Annotated in this window: 20 protein-coding genes and 1 riboswitch; of the genes, 11 read left to right on the top strand and 9 right to left on the bottom strand. The window is 66.9% G+C overall.

Annotated elements, in window-relative coordinates:
- The first annotated feature begins 21 nt into the window (after nt 1–21).
- Both ACIP5Y_RS13405 and ACIP5Y_RS13400 read left to right on the top strand, forming a co-directional pair.
- Nucleotides 22–423 (top strand): DUF3052 domain-containing protein, encoded by a 402-nt coding sequence (locus ACIP5Y_RS13405; RefSeq protein ID WP_400350027.1) that lies wholly within the window; start codon nt 22–24, stop codon nt 421–423.
- A 37-nt stretch (nt 424–460) separates the two neighbouring features.
- The gene (locus ACIP5Y_RS13400; protein WP_400350026.1) at nt 461–670 is read left to right on the top strand and encodes a molybdopterin-binding protein; all 210 of its coding nucleotides are present in this window, start codon (nt 461–463) and stop codon (nt 668–670) included.
- A 20-nt stretch (nt 671–690) separates the two neighbouring features.
- Here ACIP5Y_RS13400 and ACIP5Y_RS13395 read toward each other — a convergent pair whose 3' ends face one another.
- The 5 genes from ACIP5Y_RS13395 to ACIP5Y_RS13375 form a co-directional block, all read right to left on the bottom strand.
- Entirely contained in the window at nt 691–1,620 is a 930-nt protein-coding gene (locus ACIP5Y_RS13395) for a cation diffusion facilitator family transporter (protein ID WP_400350025.1), read from the bottom strand.
- 188 nt (nt 1,621–1,808) lie between these two features.
- Nucleotides 1,809–3,056, bottom strand: a complete 1,248-nt coding sequence (gene manA / locus ACIP5Y_RS13390; protein ID WP_400350024.1) for a mannose-6-phosphate isomerase, class I — start codon at nt 3,054–3,056, stop codon at nt 1,809–1,811.
- Entirely contained in the window at nt 3,056–4,255 is a 1,200-nt protein-coding gene (locus tag ACIP5Y_RS13385) for a tobH protein (RefSeq protein ID WP_400350023.1), read from the bottom strand. Before ACIP5Y_RS13385 ends, manA begins: the two co-directional genes overlap by 1 nt.
- Nucleotides 4,256–4,328: 73 nt before the next feature.
- Entirely contained in the window at nt 4,329–5,705 is a 1,377-nt protein-coding gene (locus ACIP5Y_RS13380) for a phosphomannomutase/phosphoglucomutase (protein WP_400350022.1), read from the bottom strand.
- Nucleotides 5,706–5,916: 211 nt separating this feature from the next.
- Nucleotides 5,917–6,306: a DUF3499 domain-containing protein gene (locus tag ACIP5Y_RS13375; protein WP_400351263.1), complete on the bottom strand. Its 390-nt coding sequence runs from the start codon at nt 6,304–6,306 to the stop codon at nt 5,917–5,919.
- A gap of 240 nt (nt 6,307–6,546) precedes the next feature.
- Between ACIP5Y_RS13375 and ACIP5Y_RS13370 the strand changes: the two genes are divergently transcribed.
- Nucleotides 6,547–7,029, top strand: a complete 483-nt coding sequence (locus ACIP5Y_RS13370) for a metallopeptidase family protein (RefSeq protein WP_400350021.1) — start codon at nt 6,547–6,549, stop codon at nt 7,027–7,029.
- Between the two features lie 49 nt (nt 7,030–7,078).
- Here the strand turns inward: ACIP5Y_RS13370 and ACIP5Y_RS13365 are convergent, their stop codons facing one another.
- Complete coding sequence (locus ACIP5Y_RS13365) at nt 7,079–7,336, bottom strand: WhiB family transcriptional regulator (RefSeq protein WP_397000690.1); 258 nt, start codon at nt 7,334–7,336, stop codon at nt 7,079–7,081.
- Nucleotides 7,337–7,892: 556 nt separating this feature from the next.
- Between ACIP5Y_RS13365 and cofD the strand changes: the two genes are divergently transcribed.
- The 4 genes from cofD to ACIP5Y_RS13345 all read left to right on the top strand — a co-directional run bounded on the left by cofD (nt 7,893) and on the right by ACIP5Y_RS13345 (nt 11,646).
- Nucleotides 7,893–8,891, top strand: coding sequence for a 2-phospho-L-lactate transferase (cofD, locus tag ACIP5Y_RS13360; protein ID WP_400350020.1), 999 nt, complete (start codon nt 7,893–7,895; stop codon nt 8,889–8,891).
- Nucleotides 8,888–10,246, top strand: coding sequence for a coenzyme F420-0:L-glutamate ligase (locus ACIP5Y_RS13355; protein ID WP_400350019.1), 1,359 nt, complete (start codon nt 8,888–8,890; stop codon nt 10,244–10,246). The genes cofD and ACIP5Y_RS13355 overlap by 4 nt, the downstream gene beginning before the upstream one ends.
- Before the next feature lie 121 nt (nt 10,247–10,367).
- A complete protein-coding gene (locus tag ACIP5Y_RS13350) occupies nt 10,368–10,886 on the top strand; it encodes an NUDIX hydrolase (protein ID WP_400350018.1) in 519 nt (172 codons plus the stop codon).
- A gap of 50 nt (nt 10,887–10,936) precedes the next feature.
- Nucleotides 10,937–11,124, top strand: a riboswitch (FMN riboswitch).
- Nucleotides 11,125–11,199: 75 nt separating this feature from the next.
- Nucleotides 11,200–11,646, top strand: coding sequence for a 6,7-dimethyl-8-ribityllumazine synthase (locus tag ACIP5Y_RS13345; RefSeq protein ID WP_400350017.1), 447 nt, complete (start codon nt 11,200–11,202; stop codon nt 11,644–11,646).
- A gap of 128 nt (nt 11,647–11,774) precedes the next feature.
- Here ACIP5Y_RS13345 and ACIP5Y_RS13340 read toward each other — a convergent pair whose 3' ends face one another.
- Nucleotides 11,775–13,145 carry a cation:dicarboxylate symporter family transporter gene (locus ACIP5Y_RS13340; protein WP_400350016.1) on the bottom strand — a complete coding sequence of 457 codons (1,371 nt, stop codon included), beginning with the start codon at nt 13,143–13,145 and terminating at the stop codon, nt 11,775–11,777.
- Between the two features lie 97 nt (nt 13,146–13,242).
- Here ACIP5Y_RS13340 and ACIP5Y_RS13335 point away from each other — a divergent pair, with 97 nt between their 5' ends.
- The 4 genes from ACIP5Y_RS13335 to ahcY all read left to right on the top strand — a co-directional run bounded on the left by ACIP5Y_RS13335 (nt 13,243) and on the right by ahcY (nt 18,462).
- Entirely contained in the window at nt 13,243–14,814 is a 1,572-nt protein-coding gene (locus ACIP5Y_RS13335; protein WP_400350015.1) for an ATP-binding protein, read from the top strand.
- Entirely contained in the window at nt 14,811–15,503 is a 693-nt protein-coding gene (locus ACIP5Y_RS13330; protein ID WP_400350014.1) for a response regulator, read from the top strand. The genes ACIP5Y_RS13335 and ACIP5Y_RS13330 overlap by 4 nt, the downstream gene beginning before the upstream one ends.
- A 240-nt stretch (nt 15,504–15,743) precedes the next feature.
- Nucleotides 15,744–16,856: an alkane 1-monooxygenase gene (locus tag ACIP5Y_RS13325; protein WP_400350013.1), complete on the top strand. Its 1,113-nt coding sequence runs from the start codon at nt 15,744–15,746 to the stop codon at nt 16,854–16,856.
- A 130-nt stretch (nt 16,857–16,986) separates the two neighbouring features.
- Complete coding sequence (gene ahcY / locus ACIP5Y_RS13320; protein WP_400350012.1) at nt 16,987–18,462, top strand: adenosylhomocysteinase; 1,476 nt, start codon at nt 16,987–16,989, stop codon at nt 18,460–18,462.
- A gap of 74 nt (nt 18,463–18,536) precedes the next feature.
- On the opposite strand, the gene ACIP5Y_RS13315 is transcribed toward ahcY, so the two are convergent.
- Complete coding sequence (locus ACIP5Y_RS13315; protein WP_400350011.1) at nt 18,537–18,797, bottom strand: hypothetical protein; 261 nt, start codon at nt 18,795–18,797, stop codon at nt 18,537–18,539.
- Nucleotides 18,798–18,933: 136 nt separating this feature from the next.
- Nucleotides 18,934–20,022, bottom strand: a complete 1,089-nt coding sequence (locus ACIP5Y_RS13310; RefSeq protein ID WP_400350010.1) for a glycerophosphodiester phosphodiesterase — start codon at nt 20,020–20,022, stop codon at nt 18,934–18,936.
- Nucleotides 20,023–20,091 lie beyond the last annotated feature (69 nt).

Genomic DNA, 20,091 nt, shown 5'->3' with positions numbered 1-20,091 from the left:
TCCGATTGTTACGCTGCGCGTATGGCCGGATACTCGGGTACGCCGCTACCCCGCAAGCTCGGCATCAAAGAGGGCAGCCTGGTGCTGTTGTCCGGCGCGCCCGCCGATTTCGATCTCGGCGCCCTGCCACCCGGTGCGACCCTGCACCGCCGCGCGGGTGCGAGCCCGTACGACGTGATCCTCGGTTTCTGCCCGGACCGCGCGACCCTGTCGCGCAGGTTCGCGGACTGGCGTGCCCGCATGGCCGTCGACGCCGGACTCTGGCTGGCCTGGCCGAAGAAGGCGAGCGGGGTGCCCACCGATCTGAGCGATACCGCGGTGCGCGAATACGGGCTGGCGCAGGGCCTGGTCGACAACAAGACCGCCGCCGTGGACGAGGTCTGGTCGGGTCTCCGCTTCGTCATCCGCCTTGCTGATCGTTGACCGGGACTGCCGGGTTTGTCGCGGTAGGGTGCAACCCATGCGACTGTCTACACGAAATCAACTCGACGGAACGGTTGTATCGGTCACCAAGGGTGAAGCCATGGCCGTGGTGCGTATCCGCCTGACCGGCGGTGACGAGATCACGTCCTCCATCACCCGCGACGCGGCGGAGGATCTCGGCCTCAATGACGGCTCGCCCGTCAAGGTCCTGATCAAGTCCACCGAGGTCTCCCTCGGCGTGGAGTAACCCGGTTCGCCGCGCGAGCCCTACGGGGTTTGCGTGGCGGGCGTGCGGTACAGATCCGGCTCGATGTAGATCACGCGAGCCGCGGGTACCGCTTGTCGCACTCGGGCTTCCGCGTCGTCGATGGCGGTCGCGATATCCGCGATCTGCAGCCCGGGCACGATCGACACCTTGGCGCCGACCAGCATCTCCTCCGGACCCAGGTACTGGGTGCGGAGATGGATGACGCGGTCGATGCGGGTGTCGTCCACCAGCTGTTCGCGAATCGCCTTGTCCTCCTCGGGCGTCGCGCCCTCGCCGATGAGCAGGCTCTGCATCTCGACGATCAGGATGACCGCGATGCAGCCGAGCAGGATGCCGATGGACAGCGTGCCGATGCCGTCCCACACCGGATCCCCGGTGATCATGGTCAGCGCGATGGCGGCGAAGGCCAGGATGAGGCCGATCAGGGCGCCCGAATCCTCCAGGAGTACCACCGGCAGTTCCGGATTGCGCGAATTGCGGATGAACCGCCACCAGCTCGCGTTCCCGCGCAGCGGCGCGGATTCCCGCATGGCGGTGGTGAAGCTGTAGCCCTCCAGGCAGATGGCGATACCGAGGATGACGATCGCCACGATGGGGTTGGACAGGTGCTCCGGATGCTCGATCTTGTGGATGCCCTCCCAGATCGCGTACAGCGAGCCGAGCGCGAAGATCACCAGCGCAACCACGAACGAGTAGAAGTAGCGATTGCGCCCGTACCCGAACGGGTGCAGCTGATCCGCCTCCCGCGCCGCCCGCCGCTGCCCGAGCAGCAGCAGTCCCTGATTGGCGGTATCAGCCACCGAGTGCACCGCCTCGGCCAGCATGGATGCCGAACCGGTGATCGCCGCGCCGACGAATTTCGCCACCGCGATCCCGGCATTCGCACTGAGCGCCGCCAGGATCGCCTTCTTACCGCCGCCCGCAGACATGCCGCTCCTTCACCCATCGATGTCCGTTTTGCCCGAACTACTCCGGCCGGGAGCCTATCGGACCCCGAAGCGCCCCACCGACCCTAAACACTCCCACCCCAAACCCCCCGACCCGGGCGCCGAGTGGCACATGAGGATCGCAAACATCGAGAAGGAGCGTCCCTGGTGTGCCACTCGACGATTGGGACCTAGTTGTCGACCGTTGCCGTGAAGAGTTGGGCTGCGCCGTTGATGGATTGGGCGTGGATTTCGGTGTCGGCGGCGGAGATCCAGCCGGCGTGGCCGCATTCGACGCGGAGTGGGCGGCCGCCCTGAAAGAGGCGGACTGTGCCGTGGGTGCACAGGGCGATGCCGGGGCCGTTGGACAGGACCGGGACGGGGGCGGCGTCTTCGGGCAGTTCGAAACGGGTCAGGACGAATTCGGGGGCGGGGGTGCGGTAGCGGAAGACGCCGTCGCCCAGGGTTTCCGGCTGGATCACCGGGAGGTCCAGGGGTTCGAAGTCCAGGACGCGGAGCAGTTCCGGGACGTCCACGTGCTTGGGGGTGAGGCCGCCGCGCAGCACATTGTCGGAGTTCGCCATGATCTCGACGCCCACGCCGCGCAGGTAGGCGTGCAGGTTTCCGGCGGCCAGGAACAGGCCCTCGCCGGGTTCCAGGGTGATGCGGTTGAGCAGCAGTGCGGCCAGGACACCGGCATCGCCCGGATAGGCCTCGGCCAGTTCCAGCGCGGTGCGCACCTCGGCGATGAATTCCTTGCGCGCGCCATCGCATTTCTTGCGCGCGCCATCGGCGTCCTTCTCCGACAGGTAGCGCACGCAGCCGTCGAGCACCTTGGGCAGCAGGATGCTCAGCGTGTTCTGCGGCAGCGCGATCCAGGTGGTGAACAGCGTGCGCAGGCCGGCCGAATCCGGCTGGGCGGCGAGCAGTTCCGCGTACGAGCCGAGTTCCGGCACTTCCAGCGCGTTCAGCAGGCGCACGGTCTGGCGCGGATCCCGGAAACCGGCGAGGGCCTCGAAACGATCCAGGGCCACCACCAGTTCGGGCTTGTGGTTCTCGTCGCGGTAGTTGCGCATGGGGGAGTCGATGGCGACCCCGCTCTGGTTCTCCCGCGCGAAACCGGCCCGCGCCTGTTCGATGCTGGGATGCGCCTGCAGCGAGAGTGGTTCCTCGGCGGCCAGGATCTTCAGCAGGAAGGGCAGCCGTCCGCCGAATTCGCCCGCGACCGAGCCGAGTTCGTGCTGCGGATCGGCATTGACCACGTCCAGCAGGGACTTGGCGTGGCCGTTGATCCGTAGCTGGGCCGGGTCGGCGGGGTGGGCGCCGAACCAGAGTTCGGCCTCCGGATGCGCGGAGGGAACCGGTCGCCCGCACAGCTGAGCGAGCGCGGTGCGCGAACCCCATGCATAGGAACGCAGCGCACCAACGAGTTCGTGCACTAGTAGTGTCCCCCGTCGAATCGTCCCGGCGTCGTCGCCGGGCGGGAACCGAGTAGTCGTAGATAGGCCGCGGCCATCTCCAGCCGAAGCGTCAGCACCGCAAGCTGTTCCAGTTCACTGCCACGGACCGGCACGGTGACCCGGCCCTCTTCACCGGGCTGCGCGGCGCCCGACAAGGCGGCCGTGCCGGCGACCTCCGCGTCCACGTTCACCAGATCGGCGTCCACCATGCCGGCGTCCGCGCCGAACACCGCGAGCCGGCGGCGGGCCGCCATCTCGTCCGGATCGGCGGTCACCACGAAGATCCGTACCTGCTCGACCGGCGCGGGGCCGTCCAGTTGTTCGTCATGGAACAGCGGATCGTAGCCCGGCGCCGCCACTCCCGCGGCTGCCACCAGACGAGCATGCGCCGCAATGGTTTCCGCCAGGTTGGCGGCCGTCACGATCTGCCCGGTCGCCGCCAGCAGCACCTCGGCGGCATGCGTCGCCACCTGCGTGGCGGCGGGCGAATCACCGGACAGCACCAGCCGCTTGCGTTGCTGCATGCGGGTGGCGAGCGTCTTGGCGGGATTGTGGAACGCCTCGTTCTGCGGTCCGTCCCGGAGGGCTTCGGCATCGAGCAGGTCTGCCAGCGCACTCAATTCGGGCACCAGCGGACCCATGCGATGCGGGTCCAGCGCGGTCAGTACGGCAATGCCGACGGCCACATAACGCAGCAGGCGATTGTGATCGAGCACCGGCACGCGCGGCGGCAGCATGATCGCCCGCCCCGCACCGGCGGCCCGCATCGGACCCTCGTCCGGCGCGGCCACGACCACTTCGGCGCCGCGGCGCAGCGCGCTGTCGACGGCTTCGGCCAGGCGCGGATCGCCGGAGTCGTCCCCGGCCACCAGCACCACGTCCAGCGGGCCCACCCACGGCGGGATGGACGTGGCCGACACCACCGGCATGCTGGTGCGATCGCCGAGCGCGGCGATCAGCAATCCGGCCGCGCGCGCGGCGCGGCCACTGCCGGAGATCAGGACCAGACTGCGCGGGCGCAGATCGGCCAGACGGTGCAACGCGTTCTCGGCCACGGCCGCGGCGGTCGCCCGTACCAGGGCGCCGCCGGACGCGGCGGAGCGCAAAATACCCCCGGCGTCCGCCGCCTCCAGCGAGGCGACGTCATCGAGGTCGAGTACCGGTGTCCCAGCGATCATCGGGCGTTGCCACCTCCCCTCATCGGGTCACCAGGCGCTGGCGAATCCAAGCTCTGTGATTCCACTATTCCAGTCAGGCGCGGACGATGCTCAGGATCTCGGTTACGAGTGCGTCTACTTCGTCCTGCGATCGTGCTTCGACGTTGAGTCGCAGCAGCGGTTCGGTATTCGAGGCACGCAGATTGAACCAGGCGCCCTCGGGCAGTTGCACTGTCACACCGTCGAGCCGATCCACCGAGACCGCTCGCTTGTTGAACGCTTCGAGCACCGCCATGGTTCGCTCCTTCGCATCCGGCACTGTCGAGTTGATCTCTCCGGAGGACGCATACGTGACATACGCGGACGCGAGCTCGGACATCGGGCGGTCCTTCTCACCCAGTGCGGCCAGCACGTGCAGGGCCGCGAGCATGCCCGAATCGGCGCCCCAGAAATCGCGGAAGTAGTAGTGCGCGGAGTGCTCGCCACCGAAGATCGCGCCGGTGGCGGCCATCTCCTGCTTGATGAACGAGTGACCCACCCGGGTGCGCACCGGGGTGCCGCCGAGCTCGTTCACCAGCTCCGGCACCGACTTCGAGGTGATCAGGTTGTGGATGACCGTCGCGCCCGGTTCCTTGACCAGTTCGCGCTCGGCCACCAGCGCGGTCACCGCGGACGGCGACACCGGGTCGCCCTTCTCGTCCACCACGAAGCAGCGGTCGGCGTCGCCGTCGAAGGCCAGGCCGATATCGGCGCCGGTCTTGCGGACGAAGTCCTGCAGATCCACCAGGTTCTTCGGATCCAGTGGATTCGCTTCGTGATTGGGGAAGGTGCCGTCGAGGTCGAAGAACAGCGGTTCGATCGTGTACTGCGGCAGCGTGCCCAGCACCGCCGGCACCGTGAAGCCGCCCATGCCGTTGCCGGCGTCCACCGCGATGCGCAGCGGCCGCGAACCGCTCAGGTCCACCAGCTTGTGCAGGAAGGCCGCGTAGGCCGACAGCAGATCCTCTTCGGTCTCCGAGCCCTGCGGGCCGTCGAAGGCCGGGACACCGGCGATGACCTCGTCGGTGATGGTGCCCAGCCCGGTGTCCTGCCCGACCGGCAGCGCCTTCGCCCGGCACAGCTTGATGCCGTTGTACTTCGCCGGATTGTGGGAGGCGGTGAACATCGCGCCGGGGCAGTCCAAATGACCCGAGGCGAAGTACAACTCGTCGGTGGAGGCCAGGCCGATGTGCACCACATCCAAGCCCTGCGCGGTGACGCCCTCGGCGAAGGCGGCGGCCAGCTCGGGCGAGGAATCGCGCATGTCGTGACCGATGACGACCCGCCGCGCACCCTCGCCGCGCATCAACCGTGCGAAGGAACCCGCGACATCGCGCACGAACCCCGCATCGATCTGCTCGCCCACCACCCCACGAACGTCGTACGCCTTGATAACTGCATGGACCGACTCGGCAGACCGGGCGACTGTCATGGCCACCACCCTAATAGCTGGCCTCCGGGCATCGCATGCCGTCCCGCCTCTCCGTGTCTTCTGCGCCGGACGGAGAGCCGTCGAGACTCCCATTCGCGTGCCGGCGGCCGGGTGCCGAACCGATTTCGGACGTACCCGGTGAGTTACCCGCATCTCACGAAATCACTGGTTCGGGAAACGTATCCACGGTGGTTGTCCGATCTGCGATCGGTCAGCTCGGGGGGTCGGGGAGGACCCGTAGGTGGCCGCGTCTTCCGGTGCGTCCGGGCCGGGCCGGGCGCTGGGGGGCGGGGTTGTAGTCGGTGTAGCCGCGCGGGTCGGGTTCCGGTGGGCGGCGGCGTAATCCGGCCTCGCGGACGGCCTCGGCGAGGGCGGTGAGATCGTCGTCGTCCGGGGTGGAGGTGGAAAACCCGCCCTCGTGACGGACCATCTCCCAACCCTTCGGCGCGGTGATCCTGGAAGCGTGTGTTTCACACAAATCCCAGGAATGGGGTTCCGCGACCGTGGCGAGCGGACCGACGACGGCGGTCGACTCGGCGTAGACGTAGGTCAGCGTCGCAACGGCCGGGTTCTTGCAGCCTGGACGGCAGCAACGACGCATGGGAATCACGCCATGCAGGGTAACCCCACGGACGCCTCCGAGGTAGCGGGACACGCTCGAAAAGGCCCGCGGGACGCGCGCGATTCCCCGCTCCGAGCGGCCGGGAGTCCGCCCGGCCCGCCCCGCCCGGATCGCCGGAGCGACGGCGAGGCAACCGCCGGAGCGAGGTGCGGCCGTTCGGAGACCGGGCCGCAACCCTGGGTTCGCACACCCTCCAGGGGTAAGGGTTAGATTCAAGGTATGACCCGTTCACGTAAGAGGCGGCCGCCCACCGCGCGGTCGGTCATCCGCCGCGGGCGGGGTGTGCGCGGGCCCATGCTGCCGCCGACGGTGCCGGCCCGGCGCACCCGCGGCCAGCAGTTCGACCGGCTGGTGCTGGAGGCCTTCGCGCCCCTCGAACAGCGCTGGCACGATCAGCTCACGAAGCTGGATATCGCGGTCGACGATGTGCCGAAAATCCGTCCGCTGCACCTGGATTCGGTGTCCTGGCCGGAAGAGGTCGTCGCCGATGGGCCGGTGCCGCTGTCCCGCCTCATCCCGGCCGGGGTGGACCGTTACGGGATGGCGACTCGGGCCCGAGTTGTGTTGTTCCGCAAGCCTTTGGAGCTGCGGGCGGGAGATCCGGACGACTTGGTCGATCTGCTGCGCGAAGTTCTGGTTCAGCAGCTCGCGACGTACCTCGGCGTCGACCCCGACGTGATCGACCCCGAGCCCGAAGAGTAAGTGCCCGTTGGTGTTCCAGCTTGCTGCGCGGTGCGCGCAGCAAGCCGCATCAGATGATGCCGCGCTTGAGGCGGCGGCGCTCGCGCTCCGACAGGCCGCCCCAGATTCCGAAGCGTTCGTCGTTCGCGAGTGCGTATTCGAGGCATTCGTCGCGGACCTCGCAACCGAGGCAGATCCGCTTGGCCTCGCGGGTGGAGCCGCCCTTCTCGGGGAAGAACGCCTCCGGGTCGGTCTGGGCGCAGAGCGCCCGTTCTTGCCACTGCTCGGCTTCGGTCATGGCCTTGCCGCGCGAAAATCCGTCGAACATCTCATCCTGACCGGTGACGATCAAGCTCAGCCGCGGTGGTTCGGGCTGGTATTGGGCGCGTGCCCACTGCCCGCCCCCCGGTCGCGCTGTCGTCATCGGTTCACCCCCCTCGATTCCATTTCCATCGGCGCAGAAGCCAGGTGCTGCGCCAGCTGTGGAATCGGTTTGCGATACACCGCCCGGAATGCCTGACGGGGCCAGCTCATCGGCCATCGCTCCGCCTCCTCACTGTGTGTTAGCGCAGAATGATTACTCCGTCGGAGCCGATCCCACCGACGGCCCAACACCGCGATGTAGTCCCGCGGACATCCCCGAACACGTCACCCGGAGATGCGAACGCGTGTTCGAAAACCCGTCCGCGCCTTGCACTCTCACGCGGACCCGGAATGACATGCCTGTGATTAGACACGCCGGGAGCGGCGATGGTCAAGCTGCCGAAGCTATTCCGTTACCATCTCGGGCCCCTGTTGGGAGTGTTGTCGCAGATCAAACAGCAAATTTGCAGCAAATAACGCAGCGGGCATCTCCCGGCATGAACCGCATAGGCTGTGCGGATGTGACTCGAGAACAAGCGGACACCGCACCCGGAACCGGACTCCGGATCGCGGTACTGGTCGGTGGAGTAGGTGGCGCGCGGTTCCTGCTGGGCGTGCGCGAACTTCTCCCCGGCGCCGACACCACGGCCATCGTGAACGTGGGCGACGACGTCTGGATGCACGGGCTGCGTATCTGCCCTGACCTGGACACCTGCATGTACACCCTGGGTGGTGGCATCGATCCGGAACGCGGCTGGGGACACGCGAACGAGACTTGGAATGCCAAGGAAGAACTGGCCGCTTATCAGGCTCAGCCCGACTGGTTCGGACTCGGTGATCGTGATATCGCCACCCACCTCATCCGCACCGAAATGCTGCGTCAGGGATTCCCGCTCTCCCAGGTCACCGAGGCGCTCTGCAATCGGTGGCAACCGGGCGTGAAACTGCTTCCGGCAACCGACGACAGGTGCGAAACGCATGTCGTTATCGGTGACCCGGAGAACCCTGGCGAACGTCGCGCGATCCATTTCCAGGAGTGGTGGGTTCGCTATCGTGCGAACGTCGAGACCCATGGATTCGTGACTATTGGGGCAGATGCTGCGAAACCGGGCCCAGGTGTGACCGAAATCATAGAGTCCGCGGACGTGGTTCTGCTCGCCCCTTCCAACCCCGTCGTGAGCGTCGGATCCATCCTCTCCGTACCCGGAATTCGGGGCGCCCTGCGCACCACCGACGCCAAGGTGATCGGCCTGTCCCCGGTGATCGGCGGAAAGCCCTTGCGCGGCATGGCCGATGAATGCCTGTCGGTGATCGGCGTGGAGACCACCGCCGAGGCCGTCGGAAATCACTTCGGCGGCCGCTCGGGCACCGGTATCCTCGACGGCTGGCTCGTCCACACCGGTGACACCGCCGATATCCCCGGCGTCGAGGTGCGGGCCGTGCCGCTGCTCATGACCGACCCGGCCACCACCGCCGAGATGGTGCGCGCCGCGCTCGATATCGCAGGAGTGAAACCGTGAGCGACACAACGACACTGGGCGATCACGCGTCCCCGGGTGAGTTGCGGATTCTGCCCGTGCCCGGGTTGCCGGAATTCCGGCCCGGCGACGACCTCGCCGAAGCCCTTGCGACACAGGCTCCCTGGCTGCAGGACGGCGACATCCTGGTGGTGACCAGCAAGATCGTCAGCAAGGTCGAGGGCCGCATTGTCACCGCGCCCACCGACCCGGACGAACGCGACGCGGCCCGCCGCGAACTCGTGCTGCAGGAGTCGGTGCGCGTACTCGCGCGCAAGAACCGCACCCTCATCACCGAGAACCGGCTCGGCATCGTGCAGGCCGCGGCCGGCGTGGACGGCTCCAATGTGGAGCAGGGCGAACTCGTCCTGCTGCCGGAGGATCCGGACGGCTCCGCCAAGGCGCTGCGGCTGGCGCTGGCCGACCGGCTCGGTGTGAACGTCGCCGTCGTCATCACCGACACCATGGGCCGCGCCTGGCGCAACGGCCAGATCGACGCCGCCATCGGCTCTTCCGGCCTGCGCGCCATGCACGACTACAACGGCGCGGTCGACGCCCAGGGCAACGAACTGCACGTCACCCTCGTCGCCGTCGCCGACGAACTCGCCGCCGCCGCGGACCTGGTGAAGGGCAAACTCGGCGGGGTCCCGGTCGCGGTGGTGCGCGGCCTGGAATACACCGACGACGGTTCGACCGCCGCTGACCTGTTGCGCCGCGGCGAGGACGACCTGTTCTGGCTGGGCACCGAGGAGTCGATCGACCTCGGCCGGAAACAGGCGCTGCTGGTGCGACGCTCGGTGCGCCAATTCGCCGATACCCCGGTCGAACCCGAGCTGATCCGGGACGCGGTCGCCGCCGCCCTCACCGCGCCGGCCCCGCACCACACCCGCCCGGTCCGCTTCGTCTGGGTGCGCGACCGCGCCCTGCGTGACCAGCTCCTCGAGGCCATGGCCGACAAGTGGCGCACCGACCTCACCGGCGACGGCCGCACCCCGGAGAGCGTGGAACGCCGGATCACCCGCGGCCGCATCCTCTTCGACGCTCCCGAAGTGATCATTCCGTTCTGCGTCCCCGACGGCGCGCACGACTATCCCGACGAGCGTCGCCAGGCCGCGGAGAAGACCATGTTCACCGTCGCGGTCGGCGCCGCCGTGCAGGGCCTGCTGGTCTCCCTCGCGGTGCGGGGCGTCGGCAGCTGCTGGATCGGCTCCACCATCTTCGCCCCGGAGCTCACCCGCGAGGTCCTGGGTCTCGAGGCCGACTGGAACCCCTTGGGTGCCATAGCAATCGGCTACCCGATGGAGGAGCTGGCTCCGCGCGAGCCGCGTGACTCCGCCTTCGGGCTGGTCGAACTGTGAAGCGCGCTGCCGTGAGTCGGCGGACCTCCGTGGACGCTTTCGCTTCCGGCAGCGGCCGGGCCCGGCCGCTGCCGGGCCGCGGCCTGCGGCGTGGCGCGCCGACTGGAGCGGGGGTATCGGCGTGAGCGCGGAGTCGTTGCACAAGTCGGCTACGGAGTTGCTCGAAACGTGGGATCCGGCAATGGGTTTCGAGCAGTCGATTCGGGAGGCCATGCTGGCGTTTCTGGGGTCGGCGCCGCGTGGGTGCCTGCGGGAGCACGCGGCGGGGCATATTACGGCTTCGGCGATCGTGTTGTCGCACGACGAGTCGGAGGTATTGCTGACGCTGCATCCGCGGGTCGGGCGGTGGATCCAGCTCGGTGGGCATTGCGAGGAATCGGATGATTCCGTTGCGGCGGCGGCCTTCCGGGAGGCGACGGAGGAGTCCGGGATCGAGGGGCTCACGCTGGAGCCGGGTTTGTACGGGGCGCAGGCGCATCCCATCACCTGCTCGCTCGGGGTGGCGACGCGGCATCTGGATCTGCTGTTCAAGATCAAGGCTCCGGAAGGCGCTGTGCCGGTGCGCAGTTCGGAGTCCACCGACCTGCGGTGGTGGCCGGTCGACGGCTTGCCCGCCGACTCCGATGTGCTGCTGCGCTGACTCCGGCGCGGGTTACGCGGTTCTGCTCGACGGTGTAAAGTCCGGCCTGTACACGTTCTCAGGGCGGGGTGGAATTCCCCACCGGCGGTAATGGCGCCCGGACCGATTCCGGGGGCACGAGCCCGCGAGCGCCACGGTACGCACGGCTGTCGTAAGACGACCGTGCACGCCATGGGTCGAGCAGATTCCGGTGTGATCCCGGAGCCGACGGTCACAGTCCGGATGAAAGAGAATGCGGCACCGGTGCACCCACCACGGTGAGGTGCACCTGTTCGCGTTGCCCTGGGTGACATAGCGAACAGGAGGAATTCCCATGTCACCCACGTCGAATCGCATCGCTCTCGTCGCCGCGCGCTGGCACTCCGACATCGTGGACAAGGCCGTCACGGCCTGCCGCGCGGAACTCGCGGAGCGCGGTTTCACCGAAGTCGATGTCATCGAGGTGCCCGGCGCCTTCGAAATCCCCTTGCGCGTCAAGCGATTGGCGACCAGCGGCGAGTACGCCGCCATCGCCGGCTGCGCGCTGGTGGTGGACGGCGGCATCTACCGGCACGACTTCGTGGCCTCGACGGTGGTCGACGCGCTCATGCGGGTGCAGCTCGACACCGATGTGCCGGTGTTCTCGGCCGTGCTCACCCCGCATCACTTCCATGAGCACGGTGAGCATCTCGGCTACTTCTCCCGTCACTTCGAGGTGAAGGGGACGGAACTGGCGAATGCCATTGCCGCGACGCTGAATTACGACGCCGTGCCGGTGTAGATCGGCGCCTGTGCAGAAAAGTGGAAACCCTGCTCGGCGCAGGGCCGAGCAGGGTTTCCTTCATCCGCCGGCATGACGGGGGGAACATGCCGAGGGATCGGTCCCAGCCTGGGGGTGGTTGTGCGGGTTCAGGCTGGAACCAAGTTCTTGGCGGCCGCCTCCTGCACGGGTTCGGCCGTATCGGTCTCGGGTTCGGTGGCGTGCTCATCGACCATGCTGGTCTCGTCGAACGGGATCTTGCGGTCGAGCACCGCGTGCACCCGTTCGGCGTCGATGGTCTTGGTCCAGGTGCCGATCAGCAGCGTCGCGACCGAGTTCCCGGCGAAGTTGGTGAGCGCGCGGGCCTCCGACATGAACCGGTCGATGCCCACGATCAGCCCGACGCCGTCCAGCAGGTCCGGCCGGTGGCTCTGCAGGCCGCCCGCCAGGGTGGCCAGGCCGGCACCCGTCACCCCGGCGGCGCCCTTGGACGCCACGATCATGAACAGCAGTAGTCCGATCTGCTCGGTCCATGCCAGCGGCTTGCCCATGGCGTCGGCGACGAACAGGGTCGCCATGGTCAGGTAGATGGCGGTGCCGTCCAGGTTGAACGAATACCCGGTCGGCACAACGACACCCACGGTGGTGCGTTCCACGCCGGCGTGCTCCATCTTCGCGATGAGCCGCGGCAGTGCGGATTCCGAGGACGAGGTGGCCACGATGAGCAGGTACTCGCGGGCCAGGTACCGGGACAGCTTGAAGATCGAGAACCCGGTCACCGCCCGCAGCAGCGCGCCCAGCACACCGAAGATGAACACGATGCAGGTCAGGTAGAAGGCCACCATGAGCAACGCCAGCTGCTTCACCGCGTCGAGTCCGGTGCGGGCCACCACATTCGCCATGGCGCCGAACGCGCCGATCGGCGCCAGCCACAGGATCATGGTGAGCACCCGGAACACCAGCTTCTGCACGAGCCCGATGCCGCGCAGCAGTGGTTCGCCGGTCCTGCCCATGGCCTGGATGCCGAAGCCGACCAGCAGCGCCACGAAGAGGGTCTGCAACACCTTGCCGGAGGTGAGCGCGGACAGCATGGAGGTCGGCACGATGTCCTGCAGGAACTGCCAGCTGCCGCCGGCCGCCTTGGCGTCGCTGGCGTACTTGCTGATCTCCTTGGCGTGCGCGGCCACGTTCAGGCCGGTGCCGGGGTGCAGCAGATTGCCGACCACCAGGCCGATGCCCAGGGCCACGGTGGACATGATCAGGAAGTAGCCGATGGCGAGGCCGCCGACCTTGCCGACCTTGGCAGCGGCGCGGACCGAGCCGATGCCCAGCACGATGGTGCAGAAGATGACCGGGGAGATCATCATCTTGATCAGGTTCACGAACAGCGTGCCGAGATCACCGACGGATTTACCGAACCCGGGAGCGAGCCAGCCGACCAGTACACCGGCTACCACGGCCACTATGACGGCCAGGTACAGCCAATGGGTACGGTCACGCCGCTTGTTTGTTTCGCTCATCGTGGGTTTGCCTCCGGAACTTCTTGCTGTCCGGGAAATAATGTCTGGCAGGGTGACGCGGGTCACTGTTACGTAAGTTTTGTTCATGGAGGGTTAGTTGCTAGGTCGGAGAACGCGCGCCCGGCGGACGTTGGCAGGGCAGGTGTTCCTGGTGCAGGTCCTGGTGCTGGCGGTGGTGATCATCGCCGGGGCCGGTCTGGCGGTGTGGCAGACCCGCCGGGTGCAGGACGACGCCACCCGGGTGCTGGTCACCGATATCGCGCTGGCCGTCGCGCAGACGCCCGGGACGCTCGCGGGCGTGCAGAGCCCGAATCCGACCGCCGCGCTGCAACCGGTGACCGAGGCCATCCGCAAGGCCGCCGATGTGGACTTCATCGTGGTGATGGCCCCGGACCGGACGCGCTTCACGCACACCGATGTGGATCGAATCGGAAAGTCCTTCAGCGGCAATATCGATCGCGCGCTGGCCGGGCAGACCTTCACCGAGACCTACACGGGCACACTGGGTCCCTCCATTCGCGCCGTGACGCCGGTGCGGGACGCGAACGGGAAGATCGTGGCGCTGGTGTCGGCGGGGGTCACGCTGCCGCACATCGGCGATCAGGTGTGGCAGCAGTTGCCGGCCATTCTCATCGCCTCGGCCATCGGCCTGGCGGTGGCGACGCTGAGTTCGATGCTGCTGCGGCGCCGGCTGCTGCGGCAGACGCACGGGCTGGGCACCGCCGAACTGCGCGCGCTCTACGAGCATCACGACGCCGTCCTGCATTCCGTGCACGAGGGCCTGATCGTGTTCGACCGCAGCGGCGAGAAAGCGGAGCTGGTCAACGATCCGGCGCGCGTCCTGCTGGACCTGCCGGACGGCCCGGTGACGCGCGCGGAGCTGCCGGTGTCGTTGCAGGGCATGGGAACCGAGGTGGTGCGCGACGAGATGCATGTGACCGCGGACCGGGTGCTGGTGGTGAACCAGGACGTGGTGGAGCACGACGGCCGGCGCATCGGCACCGTGCTCACCCTGCGCGATCACACCGAATTGCGGGATGTGCTCGGCGAATTGGATTCGGTGCGCGGGTTCGCGGAGTCGCTGCGCGCGCAGGCGCACGAGGCCGCCAATCGGTTGCACACCGTGGTCACCATGGTGGAGCTGGGCCGGCCGCGGGAGGCGGTGAACTTCGCGACGGCGGAACTCGAGCTCTCCCAGGCGCTCATCGACCGGCTCACCGGGGTGGTGGCCGAGCCGGCGGTGGTGGCGCTGTTGCTGGGCAAGGTGGAGCAGGCGGCCGAGTACGGCGTGGAGCTGACCGTCACGGGGGACACCGTGGTGGATTCCACCGATCCGCTGACCCCGCACGAAATGGTCACGCTGCTGGGCAATCTCATCGACAACGCGCTCGACGCGGTCGGGCACGACGAGGATGCCTGGGTGGAGGTGACGGTCCGCCGGACCGAGGGTGCGAGCGGTGGCGTGGATCTGTATGTGCGGGTGGCCGACAGTGGTTCGGGCATGTCGCAGGAGGTGTTCACCCGGGCCACGGAGCGCGGCTATTCCACCAAGACCGACCATCACGGGCTGGGGCTGGCGCTGGTGCGCCGCCTGGTTGCCCGGCACGGCGGCGAACTGCTGGCGCAGCGGGAACCGGAATCCGCGGTGATCGTGAGGTTTTCGAGATGATCCGAGTGCTGATCGTGGAGGATGAGCCGAAGATTGCCGCGGCACATCGATCCTATGTAAATCGACTGACCGGTTTCGAGGTGATCGGAGTGGTCCACACCGGACGAGACGCAATTGCGGTCGCAAAAAGGTCACAATCTTCGGGTGCGCCCATCGATTTGGTACTGATGGATATCGGCTTGCCGGATATGAGCGGCCTCGCGGTGGCGGCCGCGCTGGCGGGCCTGCGGCCCCGGCCGGATCTCATCGCGGTCACCTCCGCGCGGGATCTGGCCATGGTGCGTTCCGCCGTCGCGCACGGCGTGGTGCTGTATCTGCTGAAGCCGTTCACCTTTTCGGCGTTCCGCGACAAGCTGGAGCGCTATCTCGAGTACCGGACGGCGCTGCCGGCGGGGGAGACGGCGGTGTCACAACAGGAGATCGATCGCGCGTTCGGGATGCTGCGCACGCCGGACCCGCGCGTGACCTCGCCGAAAGGTATTGCGCCGCAGACGATGGAGGAGGTGTCGCGGGCGGTGCGCGCGGCGCCGGGCGGCTTGTCCGCGGGCGAGGCCGGGCGCGCCGTCGGCGTTTCGCGAGTAACCGCCTGGCGATACCTGGAACGTATGGCGGAAGACGGCGTGGTGGATCGCAGAACGGACTACGGTCGAACCGGGCGGCCGCAGGTGCGCTACGTGTGGTTGCGCTGATTTGGGGTAAGCCACCGGTTTGCCTGTGAGGTGGGGTGATTGGGGCCACACGGTCGGTGACGCAGGAACCGACCGCTCATCTTGTAACGGCCGCCACCTTGCTCGCTCAATCGGTGTTGTAACGACGATAAAGTCTGTACATATCTACCTGCGAAGTTGTAGTGGTTTCTAATTAGCGGGGCAAACGTGCAAAAGGTTGGCAAACGATCTGGTTCGCCGGATCCCAAACGTCACCTGTGGATGTTGGGTCTCATCGCTCCGGGCTGTGCGTTGCTGCCCTCACAGCTGGTGTTGCATACCCATTGCAAGGTGTTCTGGTGGATCGGTCCGATCATCGTCCTGATCGTCATTCCGGTGCTGGACTGGGTCGTCGGGGAAGACGGCACCAATCCGCGCGACGAGGATTACGAACAACTCACCAACGATCGGTATTACCGCTGGTGTACATACCTTTTCCTGCCGATCCAACTGATCGGCCTGATGATCGCGGCCGTCATGTGGGCCGGCGATGACCTGTCCGTCCTGGACAAGCTCGGGCTCGCGGCCACCCTGGGGTTCGTCAGCGGCATCGGCATCAACGCCGCCCACGAACTCGGCCACCGCGTCGAGAGCATGGAACGCTGGCTGTCGAAACTTGCACTGGCGCAGTCGGCTTACGGGCATTTCTTCGTCGAGCACAACAAGGGGCACCACGCGCGGGTGGCGACGCCGGACGATCCGGCCAGCGCGCGCATGGGTGAGTCGCTGTGGGAGTTCCTGCCGCGCAGTGTGATCGGTGGCTTCCGGTCCGCTATCCATCTGGAGCACGACCGGCTGCGCCGGCGGGGCAAAGGCTGGTTCAGTGTCCAGAACCACATCCTGCAGGCGTGGTCTATGACCGTGGTGTTGTTCGGGGTGCTGGTGGGTCTGTTCGGCGTGCGGATCCTGCCGTATCTGTTGCTGCAGGCCGTGATCGGTGCGGCGCTGCTCGAGACGGTCAATTACGTCGAGCATTACGGGTTGCTACGGCGTAAGCGGCCCAACGGCAATTGGGCGCGCTGCTCGCCGCGCGACAGCTGGAACAGCGACCGGTTGGTCACCAATATCTTCCTGTTCCATCTGCAGCGGCACAGCGACCATCACGCCAACCCGGGGCGCCGCTATCAGACGCTGCGGTCCTCGGAGGAGTCACCGCAACTACCGGCGGGCTACGCGACCATGATTCTGCTGGCGTTGATTCCGCCGCTGTGGCGGTACGTCATGGACGCGCGCCTGCTCGACCACTACCGCGGCGATCTCAGCCAGGCCAATATCCAGCCGCGCAAGCGCGAACGGATCCTGGCCGGCAGTGGAAACCTCGACGCCGCCGCTTGACCGACGGGTGCCACTGCCTGATCGACAAATACCGTCCAACGTGCGTACGCTGTACGCACGTTAGACGTGCGTGCCCGAACCCGGGCGGCACCTACTAGCCTTACGGGCAAAAGCCGACCAGGAGAGGCAGATGACGACCGCTGTGTCCAGCAAGATGACCCCTGACGTCCGCAACGGGATCGATTTCAAGGTGGCGGACCTGTCACTGGCCGAGTTCGGCCGCAAGGAAATTCGGCTCGCCGAGCACGAGATGCCCGGCCTGATGGCCCTGCGCCGCGAATACCACGAGGTGCAGCCGCTCAAGGGCGCGCGCATCTCCGGCTCGCTGCATATGACCGTGCAGACCGCGGTGCTCATCGAGACCCTGGTATCGCTCGGCGCCGAAGTGCGCTGGGCCTCCTGCAATATCTTCTCCACCCAGGACCACGCCGCCGCCGCGATCGTGGTCGGCCCGCACGGCACCGAGGAAGAGCCGCAGGGCACCCCGGTCTTCGCGTGGAAGGGCGAGACCCTCGAGGAGTACTGGTGGGCCGCCGAGCAGATGCTCACCTGGCCCGGCGAGCCGGCCAACATGATCCTCGACGACGGCGGCGACGCCACCATGCTGGTGCTGCGCGGCGCGCAGTTCGAGAAGGCCGGCGTGGTCCCGCCGGACGACGAGCACAACTCGGCCGAGTACACCGTCTTCCTGAACCTGTTGCGCGCCAGCCTGGAAGCCGACAAGGGCAAGTGGACCAAGATCGCCGACTCGGTCCAGGGCGTCACCGAGGAGACCACCACCGGCGTGCTGCGGCTCTACCAGTTCGCCGCCGCGGGTGAGCTGGTGTTCCCGGCCATCAACGTCAACGACTCGGTCACCAAGTCGAAGTTCGACAACAAGTACGGCACCCGCCACTCCCTCATCGACGGCATCAACCGCGGCACCGATGTGCTCATCGGCGGCAAGAAGGTGCTGATCTGTGGCTACGGCGATGTCGGCAAGGGCTGCGCGGAATCCCTCGCGGGCCAGGGCGCACGCGTCCAGGTCACCGAGATCGACCCGATCAACGCGCTGCAGGCGCTCATGGACGGCTACGACGTCGTCACCGTGGAGGACGCCATCGGCCAGGCCGATATCGTCATCACCTCCACCGGCAACAAGGACATCATCCTTCTCGACCACATGAAGGCGATGAAGGACCAGGCCATCCTGGGCAATATCGGCCACTTCGACAACGAGATCGACATGGCCGCCCTGGAGCGTTCCGGCGCCTCGCGCCTGAACATCAAGCCGCAGGTGGACCTCTGGACGTTCAAGGAGTCCGGCAAGTCCATCATCGTGCTGTCCGAAGGCCGCCTGCTGAACCTGGGCAACGCCACCGGCCACCCCTCGTTCGTGATGTCGAACAGCTTCTCCAACCAGGTGATCGCGCAGATCGAGCTGTGGACCAAGCCCGACGAGTACGACAACGAGGTCTACCGCCTCCCGAAGCACCTGGACGAGAAGGTCGCTCGCATCCACGTCGAGGCGCTCGGCGGCACGCTGACCAAGCTCACCAAGGACCAGGCCGAGTACATCGGCGTGGACGTGGAGGGCCCGTACAAGCCGGAGCACTACCGCTACTGAGCGGAGAACGCCTGTAATACAAGAAGATTCGGCCGGTCACTGCCGTGACCGGCCGAATCTTGTTCTCCGGTGCGCTACTTCAGGCAGAGATTGATGACCGGAACCCAGGTGCCGCCCTGAACCACGCAGAGCGCGGCGGGGATCAGGGTGGCCAGGTCGCTCGAGCCGGAGCCGCCGCCGCTCGAGGAACCCGAACTCGGGGTCGAGGCGGCGACGGGCGCAGGATCCAGGGCGACCGGCGCCGCGTCGGCCGTACCGGCCACCGTGAGGCCCGCCGCCACCGCGACGCCTGCCACTGCGACGCGGGGGAGATGATGCGCGAGAAGGTGTTTCATCAGGTGTTCGCTCCTTGCAGGGGGAGTGGTGGAACGCACCCTACACAGCTACTGAAGTGGATGTATTTCAAATAAGAAAATCGGGGCCGGCCGCGATACGCGGCCGGCCCCGACGTTGTGGCGGGGGTCGATCAGTTCACTTGTGGAACGACTTCGGCAGCGGGTAATTCTTCTCCTGCATGACCTCCCGGGCCCGGTTCGGGTAGTCGGTGATGATGCCGTCCACACCCTGATCGAGTACCAGCCCGATGGTCTGCTTGTCGTTCACCGTCCAGGGAATCACCTGGAGGCCAAGGCCGTGCGCCTTCTTCACGTAATCGACAGTGGTGGTGAGCTTGAAATCCTTGTCGCCCACCTTCGCTTCGCTGTCCCACGGATTCACATAGGACGGCGAGGAGATGTTCGCGCCCAGCGCCTTGATCGCGCCCAGCGGGTCATCGGCGTGATCCTCGTAGCGGATCGGGCCGAGCCACGGACTGCCCGCCTTGAACGTCGAATCGTCGTACAGCGCCACCGTCGGAATGCTCGGGTTCTTCGCCTTCACCAGCGGCAGGCTGCTCCAGTCGAAGCTCTGGATCTCCACCTTGCCCGTCGCGCCGGCCTCACTGATCGCGCCGAGGATGACGTCCACGAACTCCTGTGGGGCGGCGGACTGTTCCGGGTGCGCGGCCTCGATCTTGGTCTCCACGTTGTAGCGGAGGGTGTCGAAGGCATTCGGGTAGGTCTTCACCAGATCGAACAGCTCGGGTAGCTTGGCGATCTTGTTGCCCGGAAGTTCTTGCGCGTCAGGGAATCCCGTGAGCTTCTTGCCGCAGTCGAGGGTGTGCACCTGGTCGTAGGTCAGGTCGTGCACCAGCTTGCCCACGTACGGGAACTGCGGATCGTCCGGCGTGGCCGGGGCGGTATCGCTGCACTTCTCGGTCTGGATCCTGGGATCGTGCCAGATGAGCGGCACACTGTCCTTGGTCAGGACGATATCCAGTTCGAGGGTCGACACGCCGAGTTCGATGGCTTTCGCGAAACCGGGCAGGGACTCTTCGATGGTCATGCCGCGGCCGCCGCGATGCGCCTGCAGATCGAAGGGGCGGGTCGGATCGGGGGTGGATGCGGAGCTCTTGTCGTTCGAATTGCTGCTGCAGGCGGCCAATCCGACCACAGCTACTGCTGTTCCGAGTATCACAAAAGCGCGCTTGAACTGCCGAGACTTAGCGCCTGTGGAAGTCATGGCCCGGACTATAGCAATCCAAGGGCAACGAAAAACCGGACGTATGTGACATACCGACTCCCGGCGCCG

Source organism: Nocardia sp. NPDC088792, from assembly GCF_044750615.1.
Taxonomy (GTDB): Bacteria; Actinomycetota; Actinomycetes; order Mycobacteriales; family Mycobacteriaceae; genus Nocardia.
This window is presented reverse-complemented; position numbering and strand designations above follow the sequence as displayed.